Below are 23501 nucleotides of genomic sequence, written 5' to 3' on the forward strand. Positions count from 1 at the left end.
TGCGTTCCGGAAAAACGGCAGCGGCATCACTCGAATTCGAGGATGACTTCATCCACCGCAAGGCTGTCGCCCGGTTTTGCCGCCACTCTGGCAACGCGGCCGCGTTTTTCCGCGCGCAGGATGTTTTCCATCTTCATGGCTTCCACCGTCGCCAGCGCCTGACCGGCCTCCACCTCATCGCCCTCACCCACCGAAATACCGGTGATGACGCCCGGCATGGGGCAAAGCAGCAGTTTAGATGTATCCGGCGGCAGCTTTTCCGGCATCAGCAGCGCCAGTTCCGCCACACGCGGGCTACGCACATGGGCACGAATATCCATGCCGCGCCAGCGCAGGCGGATAGCAGCACCTGCAAGATCGACCTTGGCGGCGATAACCTCACCCGCTACCGTGAACAGGCCAAGGCTCTGGCCGGGAAGCCAGCCGGTATCGACGGTGAGCGCCGCCCCGTCTTCAAAACGGATCGCCGTGCCATCCGTGCCGATTTCAACCGCAACCCTGTGGCGGGATGCGCCTGATGACACCACCCAGTCCTGGCCGACGATGCGGCGATGATTGCCGATGGTGCCGGAAATTTCGACCGCACGGCTCTGCAGCCGCTGATGGATGATGGCGGCGATGGCGGAGAGCTGGCGCGCCGTGGCCTCATCCGGTTCCACGCCGGAAAATCCTTCCGGAAATTCTTCAGCGATAAAGCCCGTCGTCAGGCGGCCGGCGCGGAAACGCTCATGCTGCATGACGGCCGACAGGAAAGGCAGATTATGGCCGATGCCCTCCACCTCGAAACGGTCCAGCGCCTGCCCCATTGCGTCGATGGCGGTTTCGCGATCCTTGCCTAGAGCGCACAGCTTGGCGATCATCGGATCGTAATACATCGAAATTTCGCCACCTTCGAAGACACCGGTATCGTTGCGGATGACGGTGCCGTTCTCCTGCGCACCCTCCTGCGGCGGGCGATATCGTGTCAGCCGGCCGATGGAGGGCAGGAAGTTGCGGTAGGGATCTTCGGCATAAAGCCGGCTTTCGATGGCCCAGCCGTTCAACCTCACATCCGCCTGCCCGAAGGAGAGCTTTTCTCCTGATGCCACACGGATCATCTGTTCGACCAGATCGATGCCGGTGATGAGTTCCGTCACCGGATGCTCCACCTGCAGGCGGGTGTTCATTTCCAGAAAGTAGAAATTCCTCTCGCCATCGACGATGAACTCCACCGTGCCGGCCGAATGGTAACCGACGGCTCTCGCCAGCGCCACGGCCTGCTCGCCCATGGCTTTGCGGGTCGCTTCGTCCAGAAAGGGCGACGGCGCTTCCTCGATGACTTTCTGGTTACGGCGCTGGATCGAGCATTCGCGTTCACCCAGATAAAGTGTGTTGCCGTGCTTGTCGCCCAGCACCTGAATTTCAATGTGGCGCGGCTGGGTGACGAATTTCTCGATGAAAATGCGGTCATCGCCAAAGGAGGATTTCGCCTCGTTTTTCGAGGACTGGAAACCCTCGCGCGCCTCGGCATCGTTGAAAGCGATGCGCATGCCCTTGCCGCCGCCACCGGCCGACGCCTTGATCATGACGGGATAACCGATCTGCGAGGCGATCCTCACCGCCTCATCCGCATCCTCGATCAGCCCCATATGGCCGGGAACGGTGGAAACACCCGCTTCCGCGGCCAGTTTCTTGGAGGTGATCTTGTCGCCCATGGCCTTGATGGCGCCAACAGGCGGACCGATGAAGGCGACACCCGCCTTTTCCAGCGCCTCGGCGAAGGCAGCATTTTCCGACAGGAAACCGTAACCGGGATGGACAGCATCCGCCCCGGTCTTCGCGATTGCCTCAAGAATCCTGTCGATGACGATATAGGACTGAGACGAGGGGGCCGGGCCGATATGAACGGCCTCATCCGCTTGTCTCACATGCAGCGCATTGGCATCCGCATCCGAATAGACCGCGACAGTGGCGATGCCCATCTTGCTTGCCGTCTTGATGACCCGGCAGGCAATCTCGCCGCGATTGGCGATGAGGATTTTCTTGATCATGCGGTTATTCTCCCCTCGCATCGTCATCGTCGTCGCGGAATTTCTTTTCATAGGGCATCATCAGGATCGCCGAGGCGGTGGCGGCCGCGCCGAACAGGGATGCAATGGGCATGACGACCAGCAGCACGGGCACGACCGGATTTGCCGCACGGCCGATGCGCGCGCCCAAACCGCCAATGTCGAGAAAGATCAGCGCTGCACCGACGCAGACGCCGATCAGCACGCCAACTGCCGCATTGAGCGCCATGAAACGCAACATCTGCCGGTGATCGAGCCGGGCGGCTTCCGGCGTCATCCTGGGTTTGAGCTTGCGGTTGCCGGGCTTACGAGCACCGCCGCCACGCCGCTGCCTTAGCCAGCGATGCAGCCAATCCATATCGATCTGAAATATGCCGACACCCATTTCGCCTCCCTCCTCCATTACCAAACGTCAGCCCGTCACCCGTCGCTCTCCGCTGAGGAATCCTCGAACTGGGTCAAATAGGCAAAGGGCACGGCGTCCGTCAGCCAAACGCCGTTGTCGGCTTGGTAGAAATTGCAGCCATCCGCAAACATCCGGCCGGCATCGACAATCAGGACCACAGGTTTTCCATGCCGTTGTCCGACGGTAATCGCAGTCTTCCGGTCAGCGGAAAGATGAACCTGCTGCCTTTCCCCCGGACGCAAGCCTTCCCGCAGAATGGAATCGAGAAAGCGGGTTGCCGTACCGTGAAACAATTGCGGCGGCGGCTCGACTGGCGGCCGGCCAAGATCGACCTTAACGGAATGCCCCTGCGCCGCCCGGATGCGGCGGCCGTCTTCCGACAACGTGAAGCGCTTCTTGTCGCTTTCTGCGACGACCGAAAAGAGGCCTGCCTCATCGAGCGGCGTGCCGCTCGCATTCGCTTTTGCCAACAGATCTGCGACATCCGCCCAACCCTGAGCATCCAGGGTCAGGCCGATGCTTTCAGGCGCATGGCGCAGAACGTAACTCAGAAATTTGCTGGTCGCTGTCGACATCGAATTTCATTCCCCGTTGGCGGATGACCGCACACTCAAATCTCGAAAAAATTCTCGAAGGATTCCGGGAAGTTCTGCCGGGCGACACGTTCGTCAATGACAAGCATCGCCTGATAGGAAAGCGGGTCGAAATTCTTCTCCGCCGGCACCACCTCGCGGCCGAAGAGCAGGTTGAGGCGGGCGGCGTCGAGATTGCCGCGCTCGAAGGGCTCGGCACCGAAATGGTGCCAGAGCGAATGCAGGAAGGCGGCATCGATGCGATGCTCCTTGGTGTCGTTGCGCGCCCGGCGGGGTATCATCTTGATAGGCGTTACCCCTTTGGGGTTGGCGCGGCGGATGGTGAACTGGACACCCGTGCTCGGCATGCCGGAGGGAAATCCCTTGTGTTTGGTCATTTCGGGCAGGTTCGCCATCTTTTGTCCTTCCAAAACATTTCCAGTAAAAGCGGCCTTGCTTTTACGTCCGGAAATGCGCCAATTCAAATAGTTAGAGCGCTTTTGGCGCTCTAATCTTTCTTTACGCCCTGCCGATCTTGTCCTGCGTCTTCGTCTCGAAGTCGGAGGCATCGTGGCGTTCATGCAATTGTTCGGACGGATCGCCCGAGGTCTTGTTGACGATCACGCCACGCTTGACCGCCGGGCGTTCGCCGATTTCCAGCGTCCAGCGCATGACGTTTTTGTAACCGTCCGCCTCAAGGAAAGCACCGGCATCGCCATAGGCCTGGCCGAGCGCGATCTTGCCGTACCATGGCCAGACGGCCATGTCGGCGATCGTATATTCCGAACCCGCCAGGTAGCGGTTCTCGGCCAGATGCCGGTCCAGCACGTCGAGCTGGCGTTTGACTTCCATGGCGTAGCGGTCGATGGCGTATTTGATCTTCACCGGCGCATAGGCATAAAAATGGCCGAAACCGCCGCCGAGGAAGGGGGCGGAGCCCATCTGCCAGAACAGCCAGTTCAGCGCCTGCGTGCGGGCATTGCCCTCTTTCGGCAGGAAGGCGCCGAATTTTTCGGCGAGATAAACGAGGATCGAGCCGCTTTCGAAAACGCGCGTCGGCTCAGGCGTCGAGTGATCCATCAGCGCCGGGATCTTGGAATTCGGATTGACGCCGACGAAACCGGAACCGAACTGGTCGCCTTCACCGATCTTGATCAGCCAGGCATCATAGTCTGCGCCCTTGTGGCCGGCAGCCAGCAATTCTTCCAGCATGATGGTGACCTTCTGGCCATTCGGCGTCGCCAGCGAATAAAGCTGCAGTGGATGCTTGCCGACGGGAAGTTCCTTTTCGTGGGTCGGGCCGGCGATAGGCCGGTTGATATTGGCGAACTGGCCGCCATTGCCCTTTTCCCAGGTCCAGACCTTGGGCGGTTCATATCCGGCGGGGAAATTATCTGCGGAGGAATTTTCGGCCATGAAAATGTGTCCTTGTGCGTTTCGGGAGGACATCCGGACATCCGGGCGCCTGAACAAACATATAGTAAGGTGGCCGAAGCATTTTTCCAGCCCTGCAGCAGATCAGAGCGGAATGGTGTCGTGTTTCTTCCAGCGGGTTTCCACGTTCTTGTTACGCAGCGACGCAAACGCGCGGGCGATGCGGCGGCGTGAGGAATGCGGCATGATCACCTCATCGATAAAACCGCGCTCCGCCGCCACGAAGGGATTGGCGAAACGCTCCTCATATTCCTTCGTGCGCGCGGCGATCTTTTCCGGATCGGCAAGCTCGGAACGATAGAGAATTTCCGCCGCCCCCTTCGCGCCCATCACGGCGATTTCCGCCGTCGGCCAGGCGTAATTCACATCCGCGCCGATATGTTTCGAGGCCATCACGTCATAAGCGCCGCCATAGGCCTTGCGGGTGATCAGCGTCACCATCGGCACCGTCGTCTCCGAATAGGCGAAGAGAAGTTTTGCGCCGTGCTTGATGACGCCGCCATATTCCTGCGCGGTTCCCGGCAGGAAGCCCGGCACATCCACCAGCGTCAGCAGCGGAATATTGAAGGCATCGCAGAAGCGCACGAAACGGGCGGCCTTGCGCGAACTGTCGATATCGAGGCAGCCGGCCAGCACCATCGGCTGGTTGGCGACAACCCCCACCGTCTGGCCTTCGAGACGGATGAAGCCGGTGATGATGTTGCGGGCAAAGGCCTCCTGCAACTCGAAGAAATCGCCCTCATCGGCCAGCGCGTGGATCAGTTCCTTCATGTCATAGGGCTTGTTGGAACTATCAGGGATCAGCGTATCGAGCCGCGATTCCAGCCGCGCCGGGTCGTCGTGGAACGGCCGCACCGGCGGCTTTTCGCGATTGTTAAGCGGCAGAAAATCGAAAAGCAGCCGCACATGTTCCAGCGTCTCGATGTCGTTTTCGTAAGCGCCATCGGCGACGGAGGATTTTTTGGTATGGGTGGAGGCCCCGCCCAGTTCTTCGGCCGTGACGATCTCGTTCGTCACCGTCTTCACCACATCCGGCCCGGTCACGAACATGTAGGAGGTATCGCGCACCATGAAGATGAAATCGGTCATGGCCGGCGAATAAACTGCACCGCCCGCGCAGGGCCCCATGATGACGGAGATTTGCGGCACGACGCCGGAGGCGACGACATTGCGCTTGAACACATCGGCATAACCGCCGAGCGAGGCCACGCCCTCCTGAATGCGCGCGCCGCCGCTGTCGTTGAGGCCGATCACCGGCGCGCCGTTGCGCACCGCCATATCCATGATCTTGCAGATTTTCTGGGCATGGGTTTCCGAGAGCGAACCGCCAAGCACGGTGAAATCCTGCGAAAACACATAGACCTGCCGGCCATTGATGGTGCCCCAGCCGGTCACGACACCGTCACCCGCCACCTTCTGCTCCGCCATGCCGAAATCCACCGCCCGGTGGGTGACGTACATGTCATACTCTTCGAAGGAACCTTCATCCAGGAGCACGTCGATACGCTCGCGCGCCGTCAGCTTGCCCTTGCCATGCTGCGCCTCGATGCGCTTGACGCCGCCGCCGAGCCGCGCCTCAGCGCGCCGCGTTTCCAATTGCTCCAGAATGCCGGGCATGTTTCCTCCATGCGTTGTGCCACGATCAATAGCCCAGAAAACATTCGCCAAGAAGCCTTGATCGTGCGCGTATGCGTGCCATAAATATTTGCAATGTTTAATTTTGCAAAGTTGCAACATGGCGACGGAAAAACTCTTCATCGGCCGCAAGGTTCGCGGCCTTCGCGAAAACGCCCGCGCCACACAGGCGCAATTTGCCGACCGGCTCGGCATTTCCGCGAGCTACCTGAACCAGATCGAGAATAACCAGCGCCCGGTTTCGGCCAGCGTTCTGGTGACGCTGGTGGAAAAATTCCAGCTTGATATGGCGGAACTGGCGACCGGTGAAAGCGACCGGCTGGTTTCCGCCGTGCGCGAGGCGCTGAAAGACCCGCTGTTCCTGAATTATGAGCCGGGGCTTCAGGAGTTGAAGCTGATTGCCCAGAACGCGCCGGGTTTTGCCCATGCGCTGCTGCGCGCCCATCAGGCCTATCGCCAGAACAGCGAGCAGCTGGTGCAGCTGGATGACCGGCTGGGCCGCGGCACCGCGCAGGTGGAAAGAACCCCCTATGAGGAGGTGCGCGACTTCTTCCACTTCGTCGACAATTACGTTGCCGAGATCGATCTTCTGGCCGAGGAGCTGGCGCAGGAACTGGGGATCGAGGGAGGCGAGACCGACGCCATTCTGGCAGCGCATCTCAGGAGCCGTTACGGCATCCATATTACAAGAACAGAGGCGGCAGGCGGGCTGATCCGGCATTTCGATCCTGTCGGCAAAACGCTCGCCCTGAGCTCCTACATGGCCGCATCCACCCGCTGTTTTCAGCTTGCGTTGCAGATCGCCCAGCTTCACGCCGGCGCGACGGTGGACAGGGTGCTGGCTGGCGCCGGTTTCCGCAACACGGAAGCGGCCGAAATCTGTCGTATCGGACTGCACAATTATTTCGCCGCAGCCCTCATCCTGCCCTATGGCCGCTTTCACCGGGCGGCGCAGGAGCTACGCCACGATCTCGAGCTTCTGGCCGTTCGTTTCGGCGCGAGCCTTGAGCAGGTGGCCCACCGGCTGAGCACCTTGCAGCGGCCGGGCATAAAAGGCGTGCCGATCTTTTTTGCCAAGATCGACCGCGCCGGCAACATCACCAAACGCCACAGCGCCACGCGGCTGCAATTTGCCCGTTTCGGCGCGGCCTGTCCGCTGTGGAATATCCATCAGGCTTTCGAAAGCTCCGACAGGATCGTGCGGCAGCTAGCCGAAACGCCTGACGGCGTGCGCTATCTTTCCATCGCCACCCAGATCGAAAAGGCCGGCGCCGGTTTCAATACGGAGCGACCGCGTTACGCCATTGCACTCGGCTGCGAAATTTCCCATGCGCAGAATTTCGTTTATGCCGATACGCTCGATCTCGGCAATGCGGCCTCCTTCAAACCGATCGGCATTTCCTGTCGGGTCTGCGAGAGGGTGGATTGCGTGCAACGCGCCGTGCCGCCGCTGAAACGCAAGCTGCATTTCGACCATCTCTCGCGCGGAGCGCTGCCCTACAGTATCGCCGATTTTTAACCCGCTCAGGGCAGCGGCACCATGGCGCGCCGCATGATGTTGGCATAATAGCCCCAGAAAAGCCGCGCGGCCACGGAGCGCCATGGCGACCAGATTGTCGCCCGCTCCGCCAGCCATTTCGCTTCCGGCCTCACCTCCAGCGCAAGCGCATGAGCCACCGCCGATCTCAGCGCCACATCGCCAACCGGAAAAATATCCGGATGCCCGCCGCAGAACATCAGATAGACCTCCGCCGTCCACGGGCCGATACCGCGAAGCGCAACAAGCTCGGAAAGGGCCACACGCCCCTCCTTGCGCACCACACCGTCAAGATCGATCTGCCCTTCCGTGACGGCGCGCGCCAGTCCTTCCAGTGTCGTCGCCTTGGCGCGCGAAAGGCCGAAAGTGGCGCGCAATTCCGCCGACGCGCCGAGATAATTTTCCGCCGTGACCGCGCCGCCGGTGCCGGCAAAAATACGCGCCCATATGGCATTGGCGCTGGCGCGCGACACCATCTGCGAGACGACGATATGGGCAAGGCCGGAAAAGCCGGGCTCATGAATGCGCAGTTCCAGCGGGCCGGCTTTTTCGATGACGAGGCCGAGAGCCGGATCGAGTTGGGCGAGATGCTCCAGCCCTTCGCTGATGTCGTCCATCCCGGTAATGATTTTCATGTCCGTCATTCCATATGCCGCCAGCCGGCTGGTAGGGTGCTTTAAAACATGGCAGAAGAAACCATGCCTTCGCCTCTCCGTCAAAAACCGGTTTACCGTTTTGCGCCAAGCCCCAATGGCCTTCTGCATCTCGGCCACGCGCTTTCCGCCTTCCTGAACCACGATATGGCGCGAGACAATGGCGGCCGCTTTCTGCTTCGCATCGAGGATATCGACCAGACGCGCTGCACCCCGGAGCTGGAACAGGCGATCTATGACGATCTTGGCTGGCTGGGTCTCGACTGGGAGAAACCGGTGCGGCGGCAATCGGAGCATTTCGAAGAGTACCGCGTGGCGCTGGACAGGCTGATCGAGGCAGGACTTGCTTACCCTGCTTTTCTAAGCCGTGGAGAAACCAGGGCGATCGTTCGTACTTTCGAGGCGGAGGGCGGGCTCTGGCCCCGCGATCCCGATGGCGCGCCGCTTTACCCGGCCATCGACCGGGAGAGGCCAAGGGCGGAGCGGGATGTGCTGCTCGCCTCCGGCCGTCCGCACGCCTGGCGGCTCGACATGGAAAAGGCGATCCGCGCCGCCGGCATCCCTCTATTCTGGGAAGAGAGCGGCGACGGCGAGACGGGGCAGATCGAGGCCCTGCCAGCGCTTTGGGGCGATGTAGTGCTGTCGCGCTCCGACGCGCCTTCAAGCTATCATCTTTCCGTTGTGGTGGATGACGCGTTGCAGGGCATCACCCATGTGGTGCGCGGCATGGATCTCTATCACGCCACCGCCATTCACCGGCTGTTGCAACACCTGCTGAACCTGCCGCAGCCGGCCTATCACCATCACCGGCTGATCCTGGGCGCGGACGGGCGCAAGCTCTCGAAAAGCGAAGGCAGCACCGGGCTTTCTGCCCTTCGTTCGGAAGGTGCTGCGCCCTCAGATATCCGCCGGCTTGTCGGTCTCGTCTAGTACCTGCCCGCGGCGCGCGCCGTTGCCACCGATATTGCGGCGGATGATCTGGCGGACCTTGTATTTCATCAGCGCGGCATTCACCTCAGCCCCCAGCATGAAGATGACGCCGACCATATAAAGAAACACCAGAACCACCATCACAGAAGCGAGACCGGCGTAGGTGGCGGCATAATTGGCAAAGGTCGAGAGGTAATAGGCGAAAATCGCCGCGCCGATGACCCAGAAGAGCAGGGTGAACAGAATTCCCGGCCAGACGTCCCAAATGCGCCGCTTGCCGGCCGGAAGCCACAGATGCGCCGCCACCAGCCCCGCCGTCAGCACGACGATGGTGCCATAAAGACCGAGGCTGGAGATGGTGTTCAGCACATCCGTCAGCCACGGAAACCGCTGCTCGGCAAAAGATGTGGCGACCGGCACGGCGACCAGTACGATGCTGATGCCGGCAAAGACCACGACGGCGATAAGCACATAAAGCAGGCTGAGCAGGCGGGTGACATACCACCAGCGCGTTTCGGTAACACGATAGGCGCGGTTCAATGAAATGCGCAACGCCTCGACACCATTGGACGCAAAATAGGCCGCCGCCAGCACCGAAATCGTCAGCAGCCCGCCGCGCGGAATGGTCAGCACCTGCTGCACCTGCGCCGCCAGCGGCCCGGCAATCGCCGCTGGCCAGGTGTCGAAAATCAGATGCACCGCCGTTTCGGAAAACTGGTCCGCCCCCAGAAAACCGGCAAGAGCCGTGCCGAAGATCAGGAACGGAAACAGGGCCAGCAGGATCGACAGCGCCATATGGCTCGCCATCGCCCAGCCGTCATCCTCGGCGAAATGGGAATAGGCATCGAAGGCAACCTTGCCTGCCAGGCGCACTGCGGCAACCATGTCACCTCCATTCATCGGCATTTCATTTGTAACTTCGAGCCGAATATGGGAAATCAGCTTCGCTTTGTACAGCGCGCAAGCTGGCCTTTCGGTTCCAGAAGGGCACGGATTTCGCGCGATCGGATTTTAACGGGCCGGGCAATCGGGCCAGAGCAACAGTCGGTTTCCCGGAGCGGCAAATGTCTGAAAAACCCGTCATCATCATCACCGGATGCTCCTCGGGCATCGGCGCCCATTGCGCCGGCGCGCTCCACCGAGACGGCTGGCGGGTTTTCGCCACCGTGCGGCGCATCGCCGACATGGCGGCGCTTGAAAACCAGGGCATCGAGACCCTGATCATGGATTACACCAAGCCGGAAACCATCGCCGCGCTGGTAGACACCGTCGCAGCCCGGACCGGCGGCCGCATCGATGCGCTTTTCAACAACGGCGCCTATGGCCAGCCGGGCGCGGTGGAGGACTTGCCCGTCGAAGCGCTGCGGGCGCAGTTCGAAACCAATGTCTTCGGCTGGCACGATCTGACGCGGCGGGTCATTCCTTTCATGCGCGCCCGAGGTGCGGGGCGCATCGTGCATTGCTCCTCCATTCTCGGCCTTGTGCCTTATCGCTATCGCGGCGCTTACACCGCCTCGAAATTCGCCCTTGAGGGGCTGGGCGTCACGCTGCGCATGGAGCTTCAGGGCAGCGGCATCCATGTCAGCCTGATCGAACCGGGGCCGATCACCTCGAAATTCACCGCGACGGCGCTTGCCCATATCAACGAGCAGATCGATCTCGAAAATTCCGCCCATGCGGCGGAATATAAACGCCAGCTGGCGCGCATGGATGGTTCCGGCCCCGTCAACCGCCACAAGCTCGGCCCGGACGCCGTTTATGCCGTGTTGAAACATGCCCTGACCGCCAAAAGACCGAAACCGCATTATCCCGTTACCGTGCCGGCCAAACAGGGACTTGTGCTGAAACGGCTCTTGCCTGCCGGACTTTTCTATCGTCTGCTGCGCAGATTCGATTGAGGAGGAGTAATACCGCATGTCCGGCTTCACCACCGTTCTGGCCCTTATCTTCATGGGCCTCGTCGTCATCGTGCTGATACGCGGCCTCTTCAACATGCTGAAGGGACAGGACGCCAACCGCTCCAACAAACTGATGCAGCTTCGCCTGCTTTTGCAGGCCGTGGCGATTGTGCTGATCATGTTCACCCTCTGGCTCACCGGCGGTGGCCGCTGACATGGTGAAGCTGAACAAGATCTACACCCGTACCGGCGACAAGGGCACCACGGCTCTGGTTTCCGGCCCGCGCCGCCTGAAGCACGATCTTCGCGTCGAGGCCTATGGCACGGTGGATGAGACCAATTCGGCCATCGGTGTCGCGCGACTTCATACCGGCGGGATGGAAAAGCTGGATGCCATGCTTTTCCGCATCCAGAACGATCTTTTCGATCTCGGCGCCGATCTCGCCACGCCGGACAGCGGCGAACCGCTTTCCTACGAGCCGCTGCGCATCGTCGAAAGCCAGGTCACGCGGCTGGAAAACGAAATCGACGATCTCAATGCCGCCCTTGAACCGCTGACCTCTTTCGTGCTGCCGGGCGGCAGTGCTGCGGCGGCCAGCCTGCATATGGCGCGCACCGTCTGCAGGCGCGCGGAAAGACTGATGGTGGAACTTTCCGTCACTGAGAATGAGATCGTCAGCCCGGCGGCGCTGAAATATGCCAACCGCCTGTCCGACTTCCTGTTCGTCGCCGCCCGCTTCGCCAATGATGCCGGCAAGGCCGATATATTGTGGGTTCCCGGCAAGAACCGCTAAAGCGTTTCAATGACGCAACCAAAGGGCGTTCGATGTTCATACCGCTGCACGATGCGAATTCCCTCAAACATATCCGGCTGCAATATGTCACCATCGGCCTGATCGTGGTCAATGTGCTGGTCTGGCTGTTTACCGGGGTGCTGGCCAGCGACACGCAGGCCAATGCCGCAGCCCTCGGCCTCGGTTTCATTCCGGCAGTGGTGTTCGACTACGCCTATCTGGAACCCGCCCTGCAGGTCGTGCCCGATGACCTGACCGTCGTTACCTATGCTTTCCTGCATCTCGATTTCTGGCATCTGGCCGGCAACATGCTGTTTCTCTGGGTCTTCGGCGACAATGTCGAGGATGCGCTCGGCCATTTTCGTTTCCTGATTTTCTACATCCTTTGCGCCATCGCCGGCGCGCTGTTTCACGGTTTCGTCGCCCCCACCTCCGAAGGGCCGCTGATCGGCGCTTCGGGTGCGGTTTCGGGCGTCGTCGCGGCCTATTTCCTGCTGCATCCCAGGGTGCGCGTCTGGGTGCTGGTTCTCATGCGCATTCCGCTTCCTTTGCCCGCCTTCATTCCGCTGGCGCTGTGGATCGGCCAGCAGTTCCTGATGCTGGCGCTCGGGCTCGAGGAAAACGTTTCCTGGGGCGCGCATGTGGGTGGCATCATGGCGGGCGCAATCATGGTGATTTTCATGCGCAGGCGGGGCGTTCCCCTGTTTGACCGCACCATTGTTCCGCCGAGGGCGGCACAGTTCAAGAATCCGTCGCAAACGGCGGGGTTGTCGCAAATCGAACGGGGCTATGACGGGAGCAGATGAGCTCTTGTGAAAGAGATAGAGTATTTACGTGAACGTCAACGTAAGATATGCCTTACGTGCATGTGATAATGAAGATTGCTCCGTTGTAATTGCGGGAAAAATGCTTATCCATGTCGCCAACCTGTTTTTGGAGGTCCGCGCGGTCAACTGGCCAAAGCGGACAGGAGTTTGAGGAAAGCCGCCGATGAAAATCCTTGTCCCCGTTAAACGAGTCGTCGATTACAACGTGAAGATCCGCGTGAAAGCCGATGGTTCTGGCGTTGAGCTTGCCAATGTGAAGATGTCGATGAACCCGTTCGACGAAATCTCGGTGGAAGAGGCGCTGCGCCTGAAGGAAGCCGGCAAGGCCGAAGAGGTTGTGGTCGTCTCCATCGGCCCGGCCAAGGCGGAAGAAACGCTGCGTACGGCGCTCGCCATGGGCGCCGACCGCGCTATCTTGATCGAGACCGATGAAACGGTCGAGCCGCTCGCCGTCGCCAAGCTTCTGAAAGGCGTTGCCGAGGCTGAGCAGCCCGGCCTCGTCATTGTCGGCAAGCAGGCAATCGACGACGATTCGAACCAGACCGGCCAGATGCTGGCCGCATTGCTCGGCTGGGGCCAGGGCACCTTCGCCTCCAAGGTCGTACCCGCAGATGGCAAGGTCGCAGTCACCCGTGAAGTCGATGGCGGTTTGCAGACGGTGGAGCTGAAGCTTCCCGCTGTCGTCACCACCGATCTTCGTCTCAATGAGCCGCGTTATGCATCGCTGCCGAACATCATGAAGGCGAAGAAGAAGCCGCTCGACAAAAAGGCGCCGGCCGATTTCGGCGTCGATGTTTCGCCGCGCCTGAAGGTGCTGAAGACCGAAGAGCCGGCAGGCCGCAAGGCCGGCATCAAGGTCGGCTCGGTTGCCGAGCTGGTCGAAAAGCTCAAAGCCGACGGCGTCCTCTAAGGTTTCGGAAAAGGGAGATATTCTTATGGCCATTCTTCTTCTGGCAGAACACGACAACGCAACCCTTTCCGACCTGACGGCAAAGACGCTGACGGCGGCAACGCAAATCGGCGGCGACGTCCATGTGCTGGTCGCTGGCTCAGGCGCCAAGGGTGCCGCCGACGCTGCCGCGAAACTCTCCGGCGTATCCAAGGTGCTGCTCGCCGACGACGCGTCCTATGCCAATGCGCTGGCAGAACCGCTGGCGGCGCTGATCGTCTCGCTCGCCCCTTCTTATGACGTCATCATCGCCCCGGCCACCGCCTCGGCCAAGAACGTGACGCCGCGCGTGGCCGCCCTTCTCGATGTTGCGCAGGTCTCGGAAATCATCGAAGTTGTCAGCCCTGACACCTTCAAGCGGCCGATCTATGCCGGTAACGCCATCCAGACGGTGCAGGCGACCGATGCGAAGAAGGTCATCACCGTGCGTCCAACCGCCTTTGCAGCAGCGGCCGAAGGCGGTTCGGCAGCGGTTGAAACCATCGGCGCGGCCGCAAACCCCGGCCTTTCCAGCTTCGTTTCCGATGCTCTGGCCTCGTCCGACCGTCCGGAACTGACATCGGCCAAGATCATCATCTCGGGTGGCCGCGCGCTCGGCTCTTCGGAGAAGTTCAAGGAAGTCATCCTTCCCGTCGCCGACAAGCTGGGTGCTGCCGTTGGCGCCAGCCGTGCGGCTGTCGATGCCGGTTATGCGCCGAACGACTGGCAGGTCGGCCAGACCGGCAAGGTGGTTGCACCGCAGCTTTACATCGCCGCCGGCATCTCGGGTGCAATCCAGCATCTGGCCGGCATGAAGGATTCGAAGGTCATCGTCGCCATCAACAAGGACGAAGAAGCGCCGATCTTCCAGGTGGCCGACTACGGCCTCGTCGCAGACCTGTTCGAGGCGCTGCCCGAACTCGAAAAATCGCTGTAATTTAAGCATAAATTGGAGGCGGCGCGTTTTTTAAACGCGCCGCCTTCTCTTTTTCGGCGATATGCGTAACATCGCCGGCAATAACGCAGACAAAATCCCTGAGAGGAGACCAGCCTATGACCGCCCCCTTTAAGAACATCGGTGTCATCGGAGCCGGTCAAATGGGATGCGGCATTGCGCATGTCTCCGCAATTGCCGGCTACAAGGTCCATATCTACGATCTTTCCAAGGAAGGCATCGAGGCCGGTCTTGCCACGATCAACGGCAATCTCGCCCGCCAGGTCACCAATGGCAAGCTTTCCGACGACGCCCGCAAGCAGGCGCTGGCGCTGATCAGCGGCTCGACCGACATCAACGATCTGGCAGCCATGGACCTCGTCATCGAGGCCGCGACGGAAAACGAAGAGATCAAGCGCAAGATTTATGCGCAGGTCTGCCCGATCCTGAAGCCCGAGGCGCTGCTCGCCACCAATACCTCGTCCCTCTCCATCACCCGGCTTGCATCCGCCACCGACCGTCCCGAACAGTTCATGGGCATTCACTTCATGAATCCGGTGCCGGTCATGAAGCTGGTGGAACTGGTGCGCGGCATCGCCACCAATGAAAAGACCTTCGATGCGGCAAAGGATTATGTGCGGACGCTGGAAAAGGCGATCACCGTTGCCGAAGATTTCCCGGCCTTCATCGTCAACCGCATCCTGCTGCCGATGATTAACGAGGCGATCTATACGCTTTATGAGGGCGTCGGCTCGGTGGAAGCCATCGACACCGCCATGCGGCTGGGCGCGAACCACCCGATGGGACCGCTGCAGCTTGCCGATTTCATCGGTCTCGACACCTGTTTGTCGATCATGCAGGTGCTGCATGACGGCCTTTCCGACAGCAAGTATCGCCCCTGCCCGCTGCTGGTCAAATATGTCGAGGCCGGCTGGCTCGGCCGCAAATCCGGCCGAGGCTTCTACGACTATCGCGGCGAAACTCCGGTTCCGACGCGCTGACCGAATGCCGGATGAGGGAGGGAAAACCCTCCCGCACGAATTTAAAAATTATTTAGCCTTCACCGCCGATACCAGCGCCTTGGCATCCTCGCTGTCCCACGCCGCTGGGCCGTTCATGGCCGCAAGCAGGCAGCCGTTTTCGTCCAGCAGCAGGGTTGCCGGCAGGCCGAAGGCTAGGCCTTCCTTTTTCAGAACGTTGAAGACGCCCATGGAACTGTCACGGTAGTGCTTCAGGGCATCGATCTTGTATTCATCCATGAAGGCTTTCGGTTTTTCATCCGCGCCGGTATCGATGTTGACGGCCACGACCTCGAAAGCGTTACCGCCCTTTTCCTTTTCAAGCGCGTTCAGCGCCGGCATTTCCTCACGGCAGGGCACGCACCATGTGGCCCAGAGGTTGAGAAGAACCGTCTTACCCTTGAGATCGGCAAGCGTCATGTCCTGCGCCTGCGGCCCCTTGAAGGAGAGGGGAATGACGCGCGGCGTGTCCGTGGCCGACATGGCCGCCACCTGCCCCTTCAGAAACGGCTTCAGCGAGGCGATACGGTTCGCCGCACCCTCACATAAACCGGCGTCAGCGACCGCTGCCCCTTGAACCGGGCTCTCAGACCCAATATGCCTGAACCAGACCGCACCCGCACCGGCGAGCACGCCGGCGACGGCAGCAATTGCAACCAACTTGGCGGAAGGAAGCCTGAACGGCCTTTTTTCTGTCATCGACTACTCCAGGGCATTACACATGGCTGACGGCACAGATCAGAAATCCTCCAACCAGATGTGGGGCGGACGCTTCGCTTCCGGGCCATCTGCCATCATGGAAGAGATAAATGCCTCCATCGGCTTCGACAAGAAGCTTTACGCCCAGGATATCCGCGGCTCTATGGCGCATGCCGCCATGCTGGCATCTAAAGGCATTATTTCGCCGGAAGATAAAGACAAGATCACCGAGGGCCTGAACACGATCCTGTCAGAGATCGAAGCCGGCAGCTTCGAATTCTCGCGCAAGCTCGAAGACATCCACATGAACATCGAAGCGCGGCTTGCGACGTTGATCGGCCCCGCCGCCGGCCGCCTGCACACCGCACGCTCGCGCAACGATCAGGTGGCGCTCGATTTCCGCCTGTGGGTCAAGGAAGAACTGCAGAAGACCGAGGGTATGTTGACCGCCCTCATCGCCGCCTTCCTAGACCGCGCCGAAGAAAATGCCGATACGGTCATGCCTGGCTTCACCCATTTGCAGACGGCCCAGCCCGTGACCTTCGGTCACCACTGCATGGCCTATGTGGAAATGTTCGGCCGTGACCGCGCCCGCGTGCGCCACGCCATCGAGCATATGGATGAAAGCCCGATCGGCGCGGCCGCCCTTGCCGGCACCGGCTATCCCATCGACCGCCACATGACGGCCAAGGCGCTCGGTTTCCGCGAGCCGACCCGCAACTCCATCGACACCGTCTCCGACCGCGATTTCGCGCTGGAATTCCTGTCTATCGCCTCCATCTGCGCGACGCACCTGTCGCGTCTCGCCGAAGAAATCGTCATCTGGTCGACGCCTCAATTCGGCTTCATCCGCCTGTCGGATGCCTTCTCCACCGGCTCCTCGATCATGCCGCAGAAGAAGAACCCTGATGCCGCTGAGCTGGTTCGCGCCAAGACCGGCCGCATCAACGGCTCGCTGATCGCCCTCCTGACAGTGATGAAGGGCCTGCCGCTCGCCTATTCCAAGGACATGCAGGAAGACAAGGAACAGGTTTTCGATGCCGCCGAAAGCCTGGAACTGGCGATTGCCGCCATGACGGGCATGATCCGCGACCTCGAGGTGCGCAAGGACCGCATGCGCGCCGCCGCCGGTTCAGGTTATTCCACGGCCACCGATCTTGCCGACTGGCTGGTGCGCGAAGCGGGCCTGCCCTTCCGCGATGCCCACCACGTGACCGGCAATGCCGTGGCGCTGGCGGAGAAGAAGGGCTGCGACCTCGCCGATCTTTCGCTGGAGGAATTGCAGGCCATCCACCCCGGCATCACCAAGGGCGTTTTCGACGTTCTGTCCGTCGAGGCATCGGTTGCCAGCCGCACGAGCTTCGGCGGCACGGCGCCTTCGGAAGTGAAGAAGCAGATCGCCTGGTGGCGCGGACGCAACTGATAAAATCGCGTTACGCTGCGATCACAAGAAACAGGGTGCACAAGCGCCCTGTTTTTCGTTATCAGAGAGGCACATATTTCCTTTGGACAGGCCCATGCTTTCAAAAACCGCGCGCAAACTCATCGTTCCCATCGGCATGACGCTCGCCGTCAGCCTTGTTCTCAGCGCCTGCGGGCGTAAGGGCGACATCGACCCGCCGAGCACGCCGGTCGAAATGCGCAACAAGCGCAATGCCGACGGAACGGAGACAAAGCCGGCGACGGCGGAACGGCCGTTCATTCTCGACAAGCTTCTCTGACGGATAAAAGCCTGTGAACCATTTTGGCTATATCGACGGCGTGCTGCACGCCGAAAACGTGCCTGTGCCCGAGATCGCCAAGGCGGTCGGCACGCCATTCTACATCTATTCGACCGCGACGCTGGAGCGCCATTACAAGGTGTTTTCCGGAGCTTTTGCGGATGTGGACGCCATGGTCTGTTACGCCATGAAGGCCAATTCCAACCAGGCGGTTTTGAAGACGCTGGCAAAGCTCGGCGCGGGCATCGACGTCGTCTCGGGCGGCGAATTGCGCCGCGCACTCGCAGCCGGCGTTCCGGCAAGCCGCATCATGTTTTCCGGCGTCGGCAAGACGGTTGCGGAAATGGATTACGCGCTGGAAGCCGGCATCTACTGTTTCAACATCGAATCCGAGCCGGAACTGGAAGTCCTCAACCTGCGCGCCGTGAAAGTCGGCAAGCGGGCGCATGTGTCCTTCCGCATCAATCCGGATGTGGATGCGCGCACCCACGCCAAGATTTCCACCGGCAAGAAAGAAAACAAGTTCGGCATTTCCTATGAGCGCGCCCGCGCGGTCTATGCCCATGCCGCCACCCTGCCCGGCATCGAAGTGACCGGCATCGACATGCATATCGGCAGCCAGATCACCGAATTGCAGCCTTTCGAGGACGCTTTCCGGCTGCTGCGCGAACTTGTCGAGGCGCTGCGCACTGACGGCCACACGATCAGCCACGTCGATATTGGCGGCGGTCTCGGCATTCCCTATCGCGATGACAATAATCCGCCGCCGCTGCCGGATGCCTATGCGCATATCGTCAAGAACGAACTAAAGAGCCTCAACTGCAAGATCGTCACCGAGCCCGGCCGCCTGATTGTCGGCAATGCCGGCATTCTGGTGACGGAGGTGATTTATGTGAAGGATGGCGGCGAAAAGACCTTCGTAATCGTCGACGGCGCGATGAACGACCTCATCCGCCCGACGCTTTATGAGGCCTATCACGGCATCCGTCCGGTGGTGCAGCCGGCAGAGAACACGCCACGCATCAAGGCCGATATCGTCGGCCCCGTTTGCGAGACCGGCGACTATCTGGCGCTCGACCGCGAGATGGCTGCGCCGCAGCCGGGCGACCTGATCGCCGTCAGTTCCGCCGGTGCTTACGGCGCGGTGCAGGCCGGCACCTACAACTCGCGCCTGCTGGTGCCGGAAGTGCTGGTGAAGGAAGACAAGTTCCACGTCATCCGTCCGCGCGGCACCTATGAAGAGCTGATCGCGCTCGATTCCGTGCCCGCCTGGCTCGATTGATCTCGCCTGCATCGCCGGTTGGTCGATCACAATCAAGCGAAGCTGCCTAAAAAATGGGGGTGAGGGCTTGGGTGCCCTCGTCTTCGCCACAAAGAATGTTATCCTTGCTCCGTGACATGAAACAGCTCGCCGTTCCGGGAATGGCGTTCGACGTGGCCAGAACCGGGAGAACGGATTGATGACCACAGCCGGAGAGGACAGGACAGGCAGAAAGCGCCCGACCGGCGCATTCGCGCAGCGGCCGGACCTTGCCCGCCGCGTTGCCGCCAAGCGCTTCTTCGCGAAAATCGTGCTGCTTTCGGAGAAAATTGCGCCGAAAACGCTCTGGCCTCTCTCCATCTCCGCCGTGTTTCTGGCGCTTGCCTGGTTCGGTCTTTACCGGCAGATGCCGGATTTCCTGCGGCTCGGCGTTGTTTTCGTGCTTGTTTTCAGTTTCATCGCCACGCTTTTGCCAATCCTGCGGCTGAAATGGCCGACGGATAATGATGCATCCCGCCTGCTTGAGGACCGCAACGGTCTCGCGCACCAACCGGTTGGCGTGCAGGAGGACGAACCGGCCTTCGACACGCCTTTTTCCCGAACGCTGTGGAAAGAACATCAGATCCGCATGGCGGAGCGCATCGCCGCGCTGAATGCCGGCCTGCCGAAACCCGATATCGCCCGCTACGACCGTCTGGCGCTGCGCGCCATCCCCGCCCTTCTTCTGGCCGCCGCCTTCGGTTTTTCCTACTCCAACGGCGCGGGCACGATTGCCGATGCCTTCCGCAGTCGGCCGGCTGTCGGTCCGCTCAATCCCGATATCCGTCTCGATGCCTGGGTCACGCCGCCATCCTATACCGGCCGCGCGCCGATTTTCCTGACCGGACGTGACGCAACCAACCGTGACGCGGTTTCCGTGCCGCAATCTTCCAAGCTGACGATCCGCATGACCGGCGGCGATGGCGGCGAGGAAGTGACCTTCGAGCCTGAAATGGCGGGCGCGCTGCAAAAGCTTGCGCCGGAAGCGGCACGTGCCGATAGCGCAAGCGGCGAGGTTGCCGTTCAGACGCCGGCTCGTTCGGCGGATCAGCCGGTCGCGCCGCGCACTTTCGCCATGGATGTTACCGAAAGCGGCATGATCACCGCGAATGGCGAACAATGGGTGTTCAACGTCATTCCCGACCAGCCGCCCAGCATCGCCTTCGACAACATGCCGCGCCGGGCCGTCAATGGCGCGCTGGAAGTGGGCTTTACCGCCAAGGACGATTATGGGCTGAAGGAAGCCCATGCCATCATCGAGCCGATTGGCGTTGCAGAAGGTGCGACCGCGCTTTACCCGCCGCCGGAATTCAAGCTCGATCTGCCGCGGCAGAACAATCGCGAGATCAAGGGCCTGACCAGCCGTAACCTGACCGAACATCCAATGGCGGGAAAACGCGTGCGCATCACGCTGGTGGCGACGGATGGCGCCGGTCAGACCGGCCGCAGCCCCGCGCATGAAATGGTGCTGCCGGGCCGCAATTTCTCCGAACCGCTGGCAGCCTCCATTGCCGAGCAGCGGCAGATATTCTCGCTCGATACGCGCCAGATGCCGAAGGCGATTGCCTATAACGAGGCGGTCGGCCTGCGCCCGGAAGAGACCATTCCCAACACCACCCATTACCTCCTGCTGCAATCGGCGCAGACCCGCATGCGGCTCGCCTATAACGAGGAGATGCTGAAGGATACGGCCGATTATCTCTGGGAAATCGCGCTCGGCATTGAGGATGGCGATCTTTCACAGGCCGAAAGGCGCCTGCGCGATGCGCAGAATGCGCTTTCCGAAGCGCTTCAGCGCAATGCCTCCGACGAGGAAATCGCCAAGCTGATGCAGGAACTGCGCGAAGCCATGCAGCAGTTCATGAGCGAGCTTGCCCAGCGCATGCAGAATGCGCCGCAGGCCAACATGAACAGCCAAGCACAGAACGTGCTGCGCCAGCGCGATCTGGAAAACATGATGAACCAAATCGAAAACCTCGCCCGTTCCGGCAATCGCGACGCGGCGCAGGAAATGCTCTCGCAGCTGCAGCGCATGATGAACAATCTGCAGGCGGGCCGCCCGCAGCGTCAGGGCCAGCAGGGGCAGCAGCAGAGCAGCAAGATGCGCCAGCAGATCGACAAGCTGGGCGAAATCCTGCAACAGCAGCAGAAGCTGATGGATGAGACCTTCAAGCTGGATCAGGCGCTGCGCGACCGGATGCAGCGCGGCGACCCGCAACAGGGCGGCGAAGGCGAAAACGACCAGCAGATGGGCGAAAACGGCCAGCAGCCGCGAGAGGGTCAGCAAGGCGAACAGGGTCAAAATGGTCAGCAGGGCGGACAACAGCCGAGCGACCAGATGACCGCTGAACAGCTACGCGAGGCGCTGAAAAACCTGCGGGCGCAGCAGGATGCGCTCGGCAAGCAGCTCGGCGAATTGCAGCAGGGCCTTCGCGATCTCGGTATGGAACCAGGCGAAAACTTCGGCAAGGCGCAACAGGAAATGCAAGGCGCCGGCGAGGCGTTGGGCAAGGGCCAGGGCGAACAGGCTGTCGAAGGTCAGGGCAATGCTCTGAACGCGCTGCGTCAGGGCGCACAGGACATGATGGGCCAGATCATGCAGGCCATGCGCCAGCAGGGCCAGCAGCCGGGGCAAGGTCAGGAGGGCATGGCGGGCCAGGGCGGCCAGAACGGCCGTGATCCGCTTGGCCGTCCGCGCAGCACCACCGGCCCGGATTTCGGCGATCAGGTGAAGGTGCCGGACGAAATCGACGTGCAGCGCGCCCGCGAAATCCTCGAGGCGATCCGCGAGAAGCTCGGCAACAATCCGCCGGGCGAGGTGGAGCGGCGTTATCTGGAGCGGTTGCTGGATATTCGGTGAGGGTTCGCACAGGTAATGGTGCGCCTCGTCACATCCTGTTTCAGAAGCTAAAGTTTCCGTCATGCCGGACTTGATCCGGCATCCAGCAGACGCGCGTCTGCGCGGCGGAAAGAGTTCTTTCAGCCCAAGGACTTGGGCTGGCTGGATTCCGGCTCAAGGCCGGAATGACGGAGGCAGGAACTGCGCTGAGCCAGGGGGCTGATCAACAAAAAAGGCGGCCCGACGGCCGCCCTTTAATCTCTGCAATCCTGTAGCTCAGGCCGCAAGCGCCCGCGCCACGGCCTTGCGAATATCGGGAAGCGCAAAGGGTTTGGAAACCACGTCCACAATCTTCGTCGCCAGATCGTCAGCCCGTTCGCGCTGCTCGGCATAACCCGTCATCAGCAAAATGCGCATGGCCGGGAAGCGTTCGGCGGCGCGGTGCGCCAGCTCGATGCCATCCATGACCGGCATGCGGATATCCGAGAGAAGAAGATCGAAACTGGTTTCCTGAAGCTTTTCCAGCCCCTGCTCGCCATCCGCCGCCTCATGGGTCTCGTGACCGTCGAGACGCAGCGCGCGAGCGACGAAAGCCCGCAATGCATCCTCGTCTTCGGTAATCAGAATCTTCGCCATTACTCATTGCTCCTGGGCATCATTTCCAGCCGTGAGCAACATCGCAGGCTCCTCTTTTCAAGAGGTAAACACCCAGCCCTTCGCTGGGTGAATGGTTAATGAGGCGTCTCCGTCCTGTGCCGTTCCGGCACGGCAAAGATGCTCAGGCGTCGCCGGTCACGACGCCGACAAAGGGCAGTTCGCGGAAGGCATAAGCGACATCCATGCCGTAACCCACGACGAAATAATCCGGACATTCGAAACCGACATAATCGGCCTCCAGATCTTCCTTGCGCTTGACCTTCTTGTCGAGCAGCACGGCGATGGTGACGTTGCGGGCGCCACGCTCGTAAAGCAGTTCCTTGGCGAAACGCAGCGTGCGGCCGGATTCGAGAATATCGTCGATCAGGAGGACATCGCGGTCCTTCACGTCGCTGTCGATATCCTTGACGATCCTGACGCCTTGCGAAACCGTGCCGGTGCCATAGCTCGAAAGGGTGATGAACTCGACTTCAGGGGCAAGACCGCTGTCATGCAGCGCGCGGATAAGATCGGCCGCGAAAATGAACGATCCCTTGAGCACGGCAATGACCAGTAAATCCTTGGTCGGGCCGCTGGCGATGTGCCTGGCCATGTCGCGATTGCGCTCGGCGATCTGCTCGGCGGTATAAAGCGGCTCGATGTTTTTTCCACGGACGACGGGCATTCTTAC

General features: G+C 60.9%; 24 protein-coding genes. 13 read left to right on the forward strand and 11 right to left on the reverse strand.

What is annotated here, in order from left to right:
• Positions 1-26: 26 nt before the first annotated feature.
• The 6 genes from AGR7B_RS17220 to AGR7B_RS17245 form a co-directional block, all read right to left on the reverse strand.
• On the reverse strand, positions 27-2030 hold the full coding sequence (locus AGR7B_RS17220; protein ID WP_080857429.1) for an acetyl-CoA carboxylase biotin carboxylase subunit: 2004 nt from the start codon (positions 2028-2030) through the stop codon (positions 27-29).
• 4 nt (positions 2031-2034) lie between these two features.
• Positions 2035-2433, reverse strand: coding sequence for a hypothetical protein (locus AGR7B_RS17225; RefSeq protein WP_174036970.1), 399 nt, complete (start codon positions 2431-2433; stop codon positions 2035-2037).
• 35 nt (positions 2434-2468) lie between these two features.
• Positions 2469-3029: an RNA 2'-phosphotransferase gene (locus tag AGR7B_RS17230; RefSeq protein WP_080857430.1), complete on the reverse strand. Its 561-nt coding sequence runs from the start codon at positions 3027-3029 to the stop codon at positions 2469-2471.
• A gap of 35 nt (positions 3030-3064) precedes the next feature.
• Positions 3065-3442, reverse strand: a complete 378-nt coding sequence (locus AGR7B_RS17235; RefSeq protein WP_003520841.1) for a hypothetical protein — start codon at positions 3440-3442, stop codon at positions 3065-3067.
• Positions 3443-3545: 103 nt separating this feature from the next.
• A complete protein-coding gene (yghU, locus tag AGR7B_RS17240) occupies positions 3546-4442 on the reverse strand; it encodes a glutathione-dependent disulfide-bond oxidoreductase (protein WP_078053346.1) in 897 nt (298 codons plus the stop codon).
• Positions 4443-4544: 102 nt separating this feature from the next.
• Positions 4545-6077 carry an acyl-CoA carboxylase subunit beta gene (locus tag AGR7B_RS17245; protein WP_080857431.1) on the reverse strand — a complete coding sequence of 511 codons (1533 nt, stop codon included), beginning with the start codon at positions 6075-6077 and terminating at the stop codon, positions 4545-4547.
• Positions 6078-6195: 118 nt separating this feature from the next.
• Here AGR7B_RS17245 and AGR7B_RS17250 point away from each other — a divergent pair, with 118 nt between their 5' ends.
• Positions 6196-7614 carry a helix-turn-helix domain-containing protein gene (locus AGR7B_RS17250; protein ID WP_080857432.1) on the forward strand — a complete coding sequence of 473 codons (1419 nt, stop codon included), beginning with the start codon at positions 6196-6198 and terminating at the stop codon, positions 7612-7614.
• Positions 7615-7619: 5 nt separating this feature from the next.
• On the opposite strand, the gene AGR7B_RS17255 is transcribed toward AGR7B_RS17250, so the two are convergent.
• Positions 7620-8276, reverse strand: a complete 657-nt coding sequence (locus AGR7B_RS17255; RefSeq protein WP_198939179.1) for a DNA-3-methyladenine glycosylase family protein — start codon at positions 8274-8276, stop codon at positions 7620-7622.
• A gap of 39 nt (positions 8277-8315) precedes the next feature.
• On the opposite strand from AGR7B_RS17255, the gene gluQRS reads away from it, so the two are divergent.
• Positions 8316-9215 carry a tRNA glutamyl-Q(34) synthetase GluQRS gene (gene gluQRS, locus AGR7B_RS17260; RefSeq protein WP_080857433.1) on the forward strand — a complete coding sequence of 300 codons (900 nt, stop codon included), beginning with the start codon at positions 8316-8318 and terminating at the stop codon, positions 9213-9215.
• On the opposite strand, the gene AGR7B_RS17265 is transcribed toward gluQRS, so the two are convergent.
• Positions 9183-10100, reverse strand: coding sequence for a YihY/virulence factor BrkB family protein (locus AGR7B_RS17265; RefSeq protein ID WP_080858149.1), 918 nt, complete (start codon positions 10098-10100; stop codon positions 9183-9185). The two genes, gluQRS and AGR7B_RS17265, sit on opposite strands and share 33 nt — an antisense overlap.
• A 179-nt stretch (positions 10101-10279) precedes the next feature.
• On the opposite strand from AGR7B_RS17265, the gene AGR7B_RS17270 reads away from it, so the two are divergent.
• The 7 genes from AGR7B_RS17270 (at position 10280) to AGR7B_RS17300 (ending at position 15597) form a co-directional block, all read left to right on the forward strand.
• Positions 10280-11113: an SDR family oxidoreductase gene (locus AGR7B_RS17270; RefSeq protein ID WP_080857434.1), complete on the forward strand. Its 834-nt coding sequence runs from the start codon at positions 10280-10282 to the stop codon at positions 11111-11113.
• 16 nt (positions 11114-11129) lie between these two features.
• Positions 11130-11327: a twin transmembrane helix small protein gene (locus tag AGR7B_RS17275; RefSeq protein WP_065657065.1), complete on the forward strand. Its 198-nt coding sequence runs from the start codon at positions 11130-11132 to the stop codon at positions 11325-11327.
• A gap of 1 nt (position 11328) precedes the next feature.
• Positions 11329-11907, forward strand: a complete 579-nt coding sequence (locus AGR7B_RS17280; RefSeq protein WP_020813416.1) for a cob(I)yrinic acid a,c-diamide adenosyltransferase — start codon at positions 11329-11331, stop codon at positions 11905-11907.
• 32 nt (positions 11908-11939) lie between these two features.
• Positions 11940-12713, forward strand: a complete 774-nt coding sequence (locus AGR7B_RS17285) for a rhomboid family intramembrane serine protease (RefSeq protein WP_080858150.1) — start codon at positions 11940-11942, stop codon at positions 12711-12713.
• 184 nt (positions 12714-12897) lie between these two features.
• On the forward strand, positions 12898-13644 hold the full coding sequence (locus AGR7B_RS17290) for an electron transfer flavoprotein subunit beta/FixA family protein (protein ID WP_022563006.1): 747 nt from the start codon (positions 12898-12900) through the stop codon (positions 13642-13644).
• 25 nt (positions 13645-13669) lie between these two features.
• Entirely contained in the window at positions 13670-14599 is a 930-nt protein-coding gene (locus AGR7B_RS17295) for an electron transfer flavoprotein subunit alpha/FixB family protein (protein ID WP_078053341.1), read from the forward strand.
• Positions 14600-14715: 116 nt separating this feature from the next.
• The gene (locus AGR7B_RS17300) at positions 14716-15597 is read left to right on the forward strand and encodes a 3-hydroxybutyryl-CoA dehydrogenase (RefSeq protein WP_003523331.1); all 882 of its coding nucleotides are present in this window, start codon (positions 14716-14718) and stop codon (positions 15595-15597) included.
• A 48-nt stretch (positions 15598-15645) separates the two neighbouring features.
• On the opposite strand, the gene tlpA is transcribed toward AGR7B_RS17300, so the two are convergent.
• Positions 15646-16314 (reverse strand): thiol:disulfide interchange protein TlpA, encoded by a 669-nt coding sequence (gene tlpA / locus AGR7B_RS17305; RefSeq protein ID WP_080857435.1) that lies wholly within the window; start codon positions 16312-16314, stop codon positions 15646-15648.
• A gap of 22 nt (positions 16315-16336) precedes the next feature.
• Here tlpA and argH point away from each other — a divergent pair, with 22 nt between their 5' ends.
• The 4 genes from argH to AGR7B_RS17325 all read left to right on the forward strand — a co-directional run bounded on the left by argH (position 16337) and on the right by AGR7B_RS17325 (position 22195).
• On the forward strand, positions 16337-17737 hold the full coding sequence (gene argH / locus AGR7B_RS17310; protein WP_065657061.1) for an argininosuccinate lyase: 1401 nt from the start codon (positions 16337-16339) through the stop codon (positions 17735-17737).
• A 94-nt stretch (positions 17738-17831) separates the two neighbouring features.
• Positions 17832-18035 (forward strand): LPS translocon maturation chaperone LptM, encoded by a 204-nt coding sequence (gene lptM, locus AGR7B_RS17315; protein ID WP_003497438.1) that lies wholly within the window; start codon positions 17832-17834, stop codon positions 18033-18035.
• A 13-nt stretch (positions 18036-18048) separates the two neighbouring features.
• Positions 18049-19317 (forward strand): diaminopimelate decarboxylase, encoded by a 1269-nt coding sequence (lysA, locus tag AGR7B_RS17320; protein WP_078053337.1) that lies wholly within the window; start codon positions 18049-18051, stop codon positions 19315-19317.
• A gap of 178 nt (positions 19318-19495) precedes the next feature.
• Complete coding sequence (locus tag AGR7B_RS17325) at positions 19496-22195, forward strand: TIGR02302 family protein (protein ID WP_080857436.1); 2700 nt, start codon at positions 19496-19498, stop codon at positions 22193-22195.
• A gap of 255 nt (positions 22196-22450) precedes the next feature.
• Here the strand turns inward: AGR7B_RS17325 and AGR7B_RS17330 are convergent, their stop codons facing one another.
• Together AGR7B_RS17330 and hpt are read right to left on the reverse strand one after the other, a co-directional pair.
• Positions 22451-22810, reverse strand: a complete 360-nt coding sequence (locus AGR7B_RS17330) for a response regulator (protein WP_046799828.1) — start codon at positions 22808-22810, stop codon at positions 22451-22453.
• A gap of 142 nt (positions 22811-22952) precedes the next feature.
• Complete coding sequence (gene hpt / locus AGR7B_RS17335) at positions 22953-23495, reverse strand: hypoxanthine phosphoribosyltransferase (protein WP_080857437.1); 543 nt, start codon at positions 23493-23495, stop codon at positions 22953-22955.
• Positions 23496-23501: the final 6 nt, after the last annotated feature.

The organism is Agrobacterium deltaense RV3, assembly GCF_900013505.1.
Classification (GTDB): domain Bacteria; phylum Pseudomonadota; class Alphaproteobacteria; order Rhizobiales; family Rhizobiaceae; genus Agrobacterium; species Agrobacterium leguminum.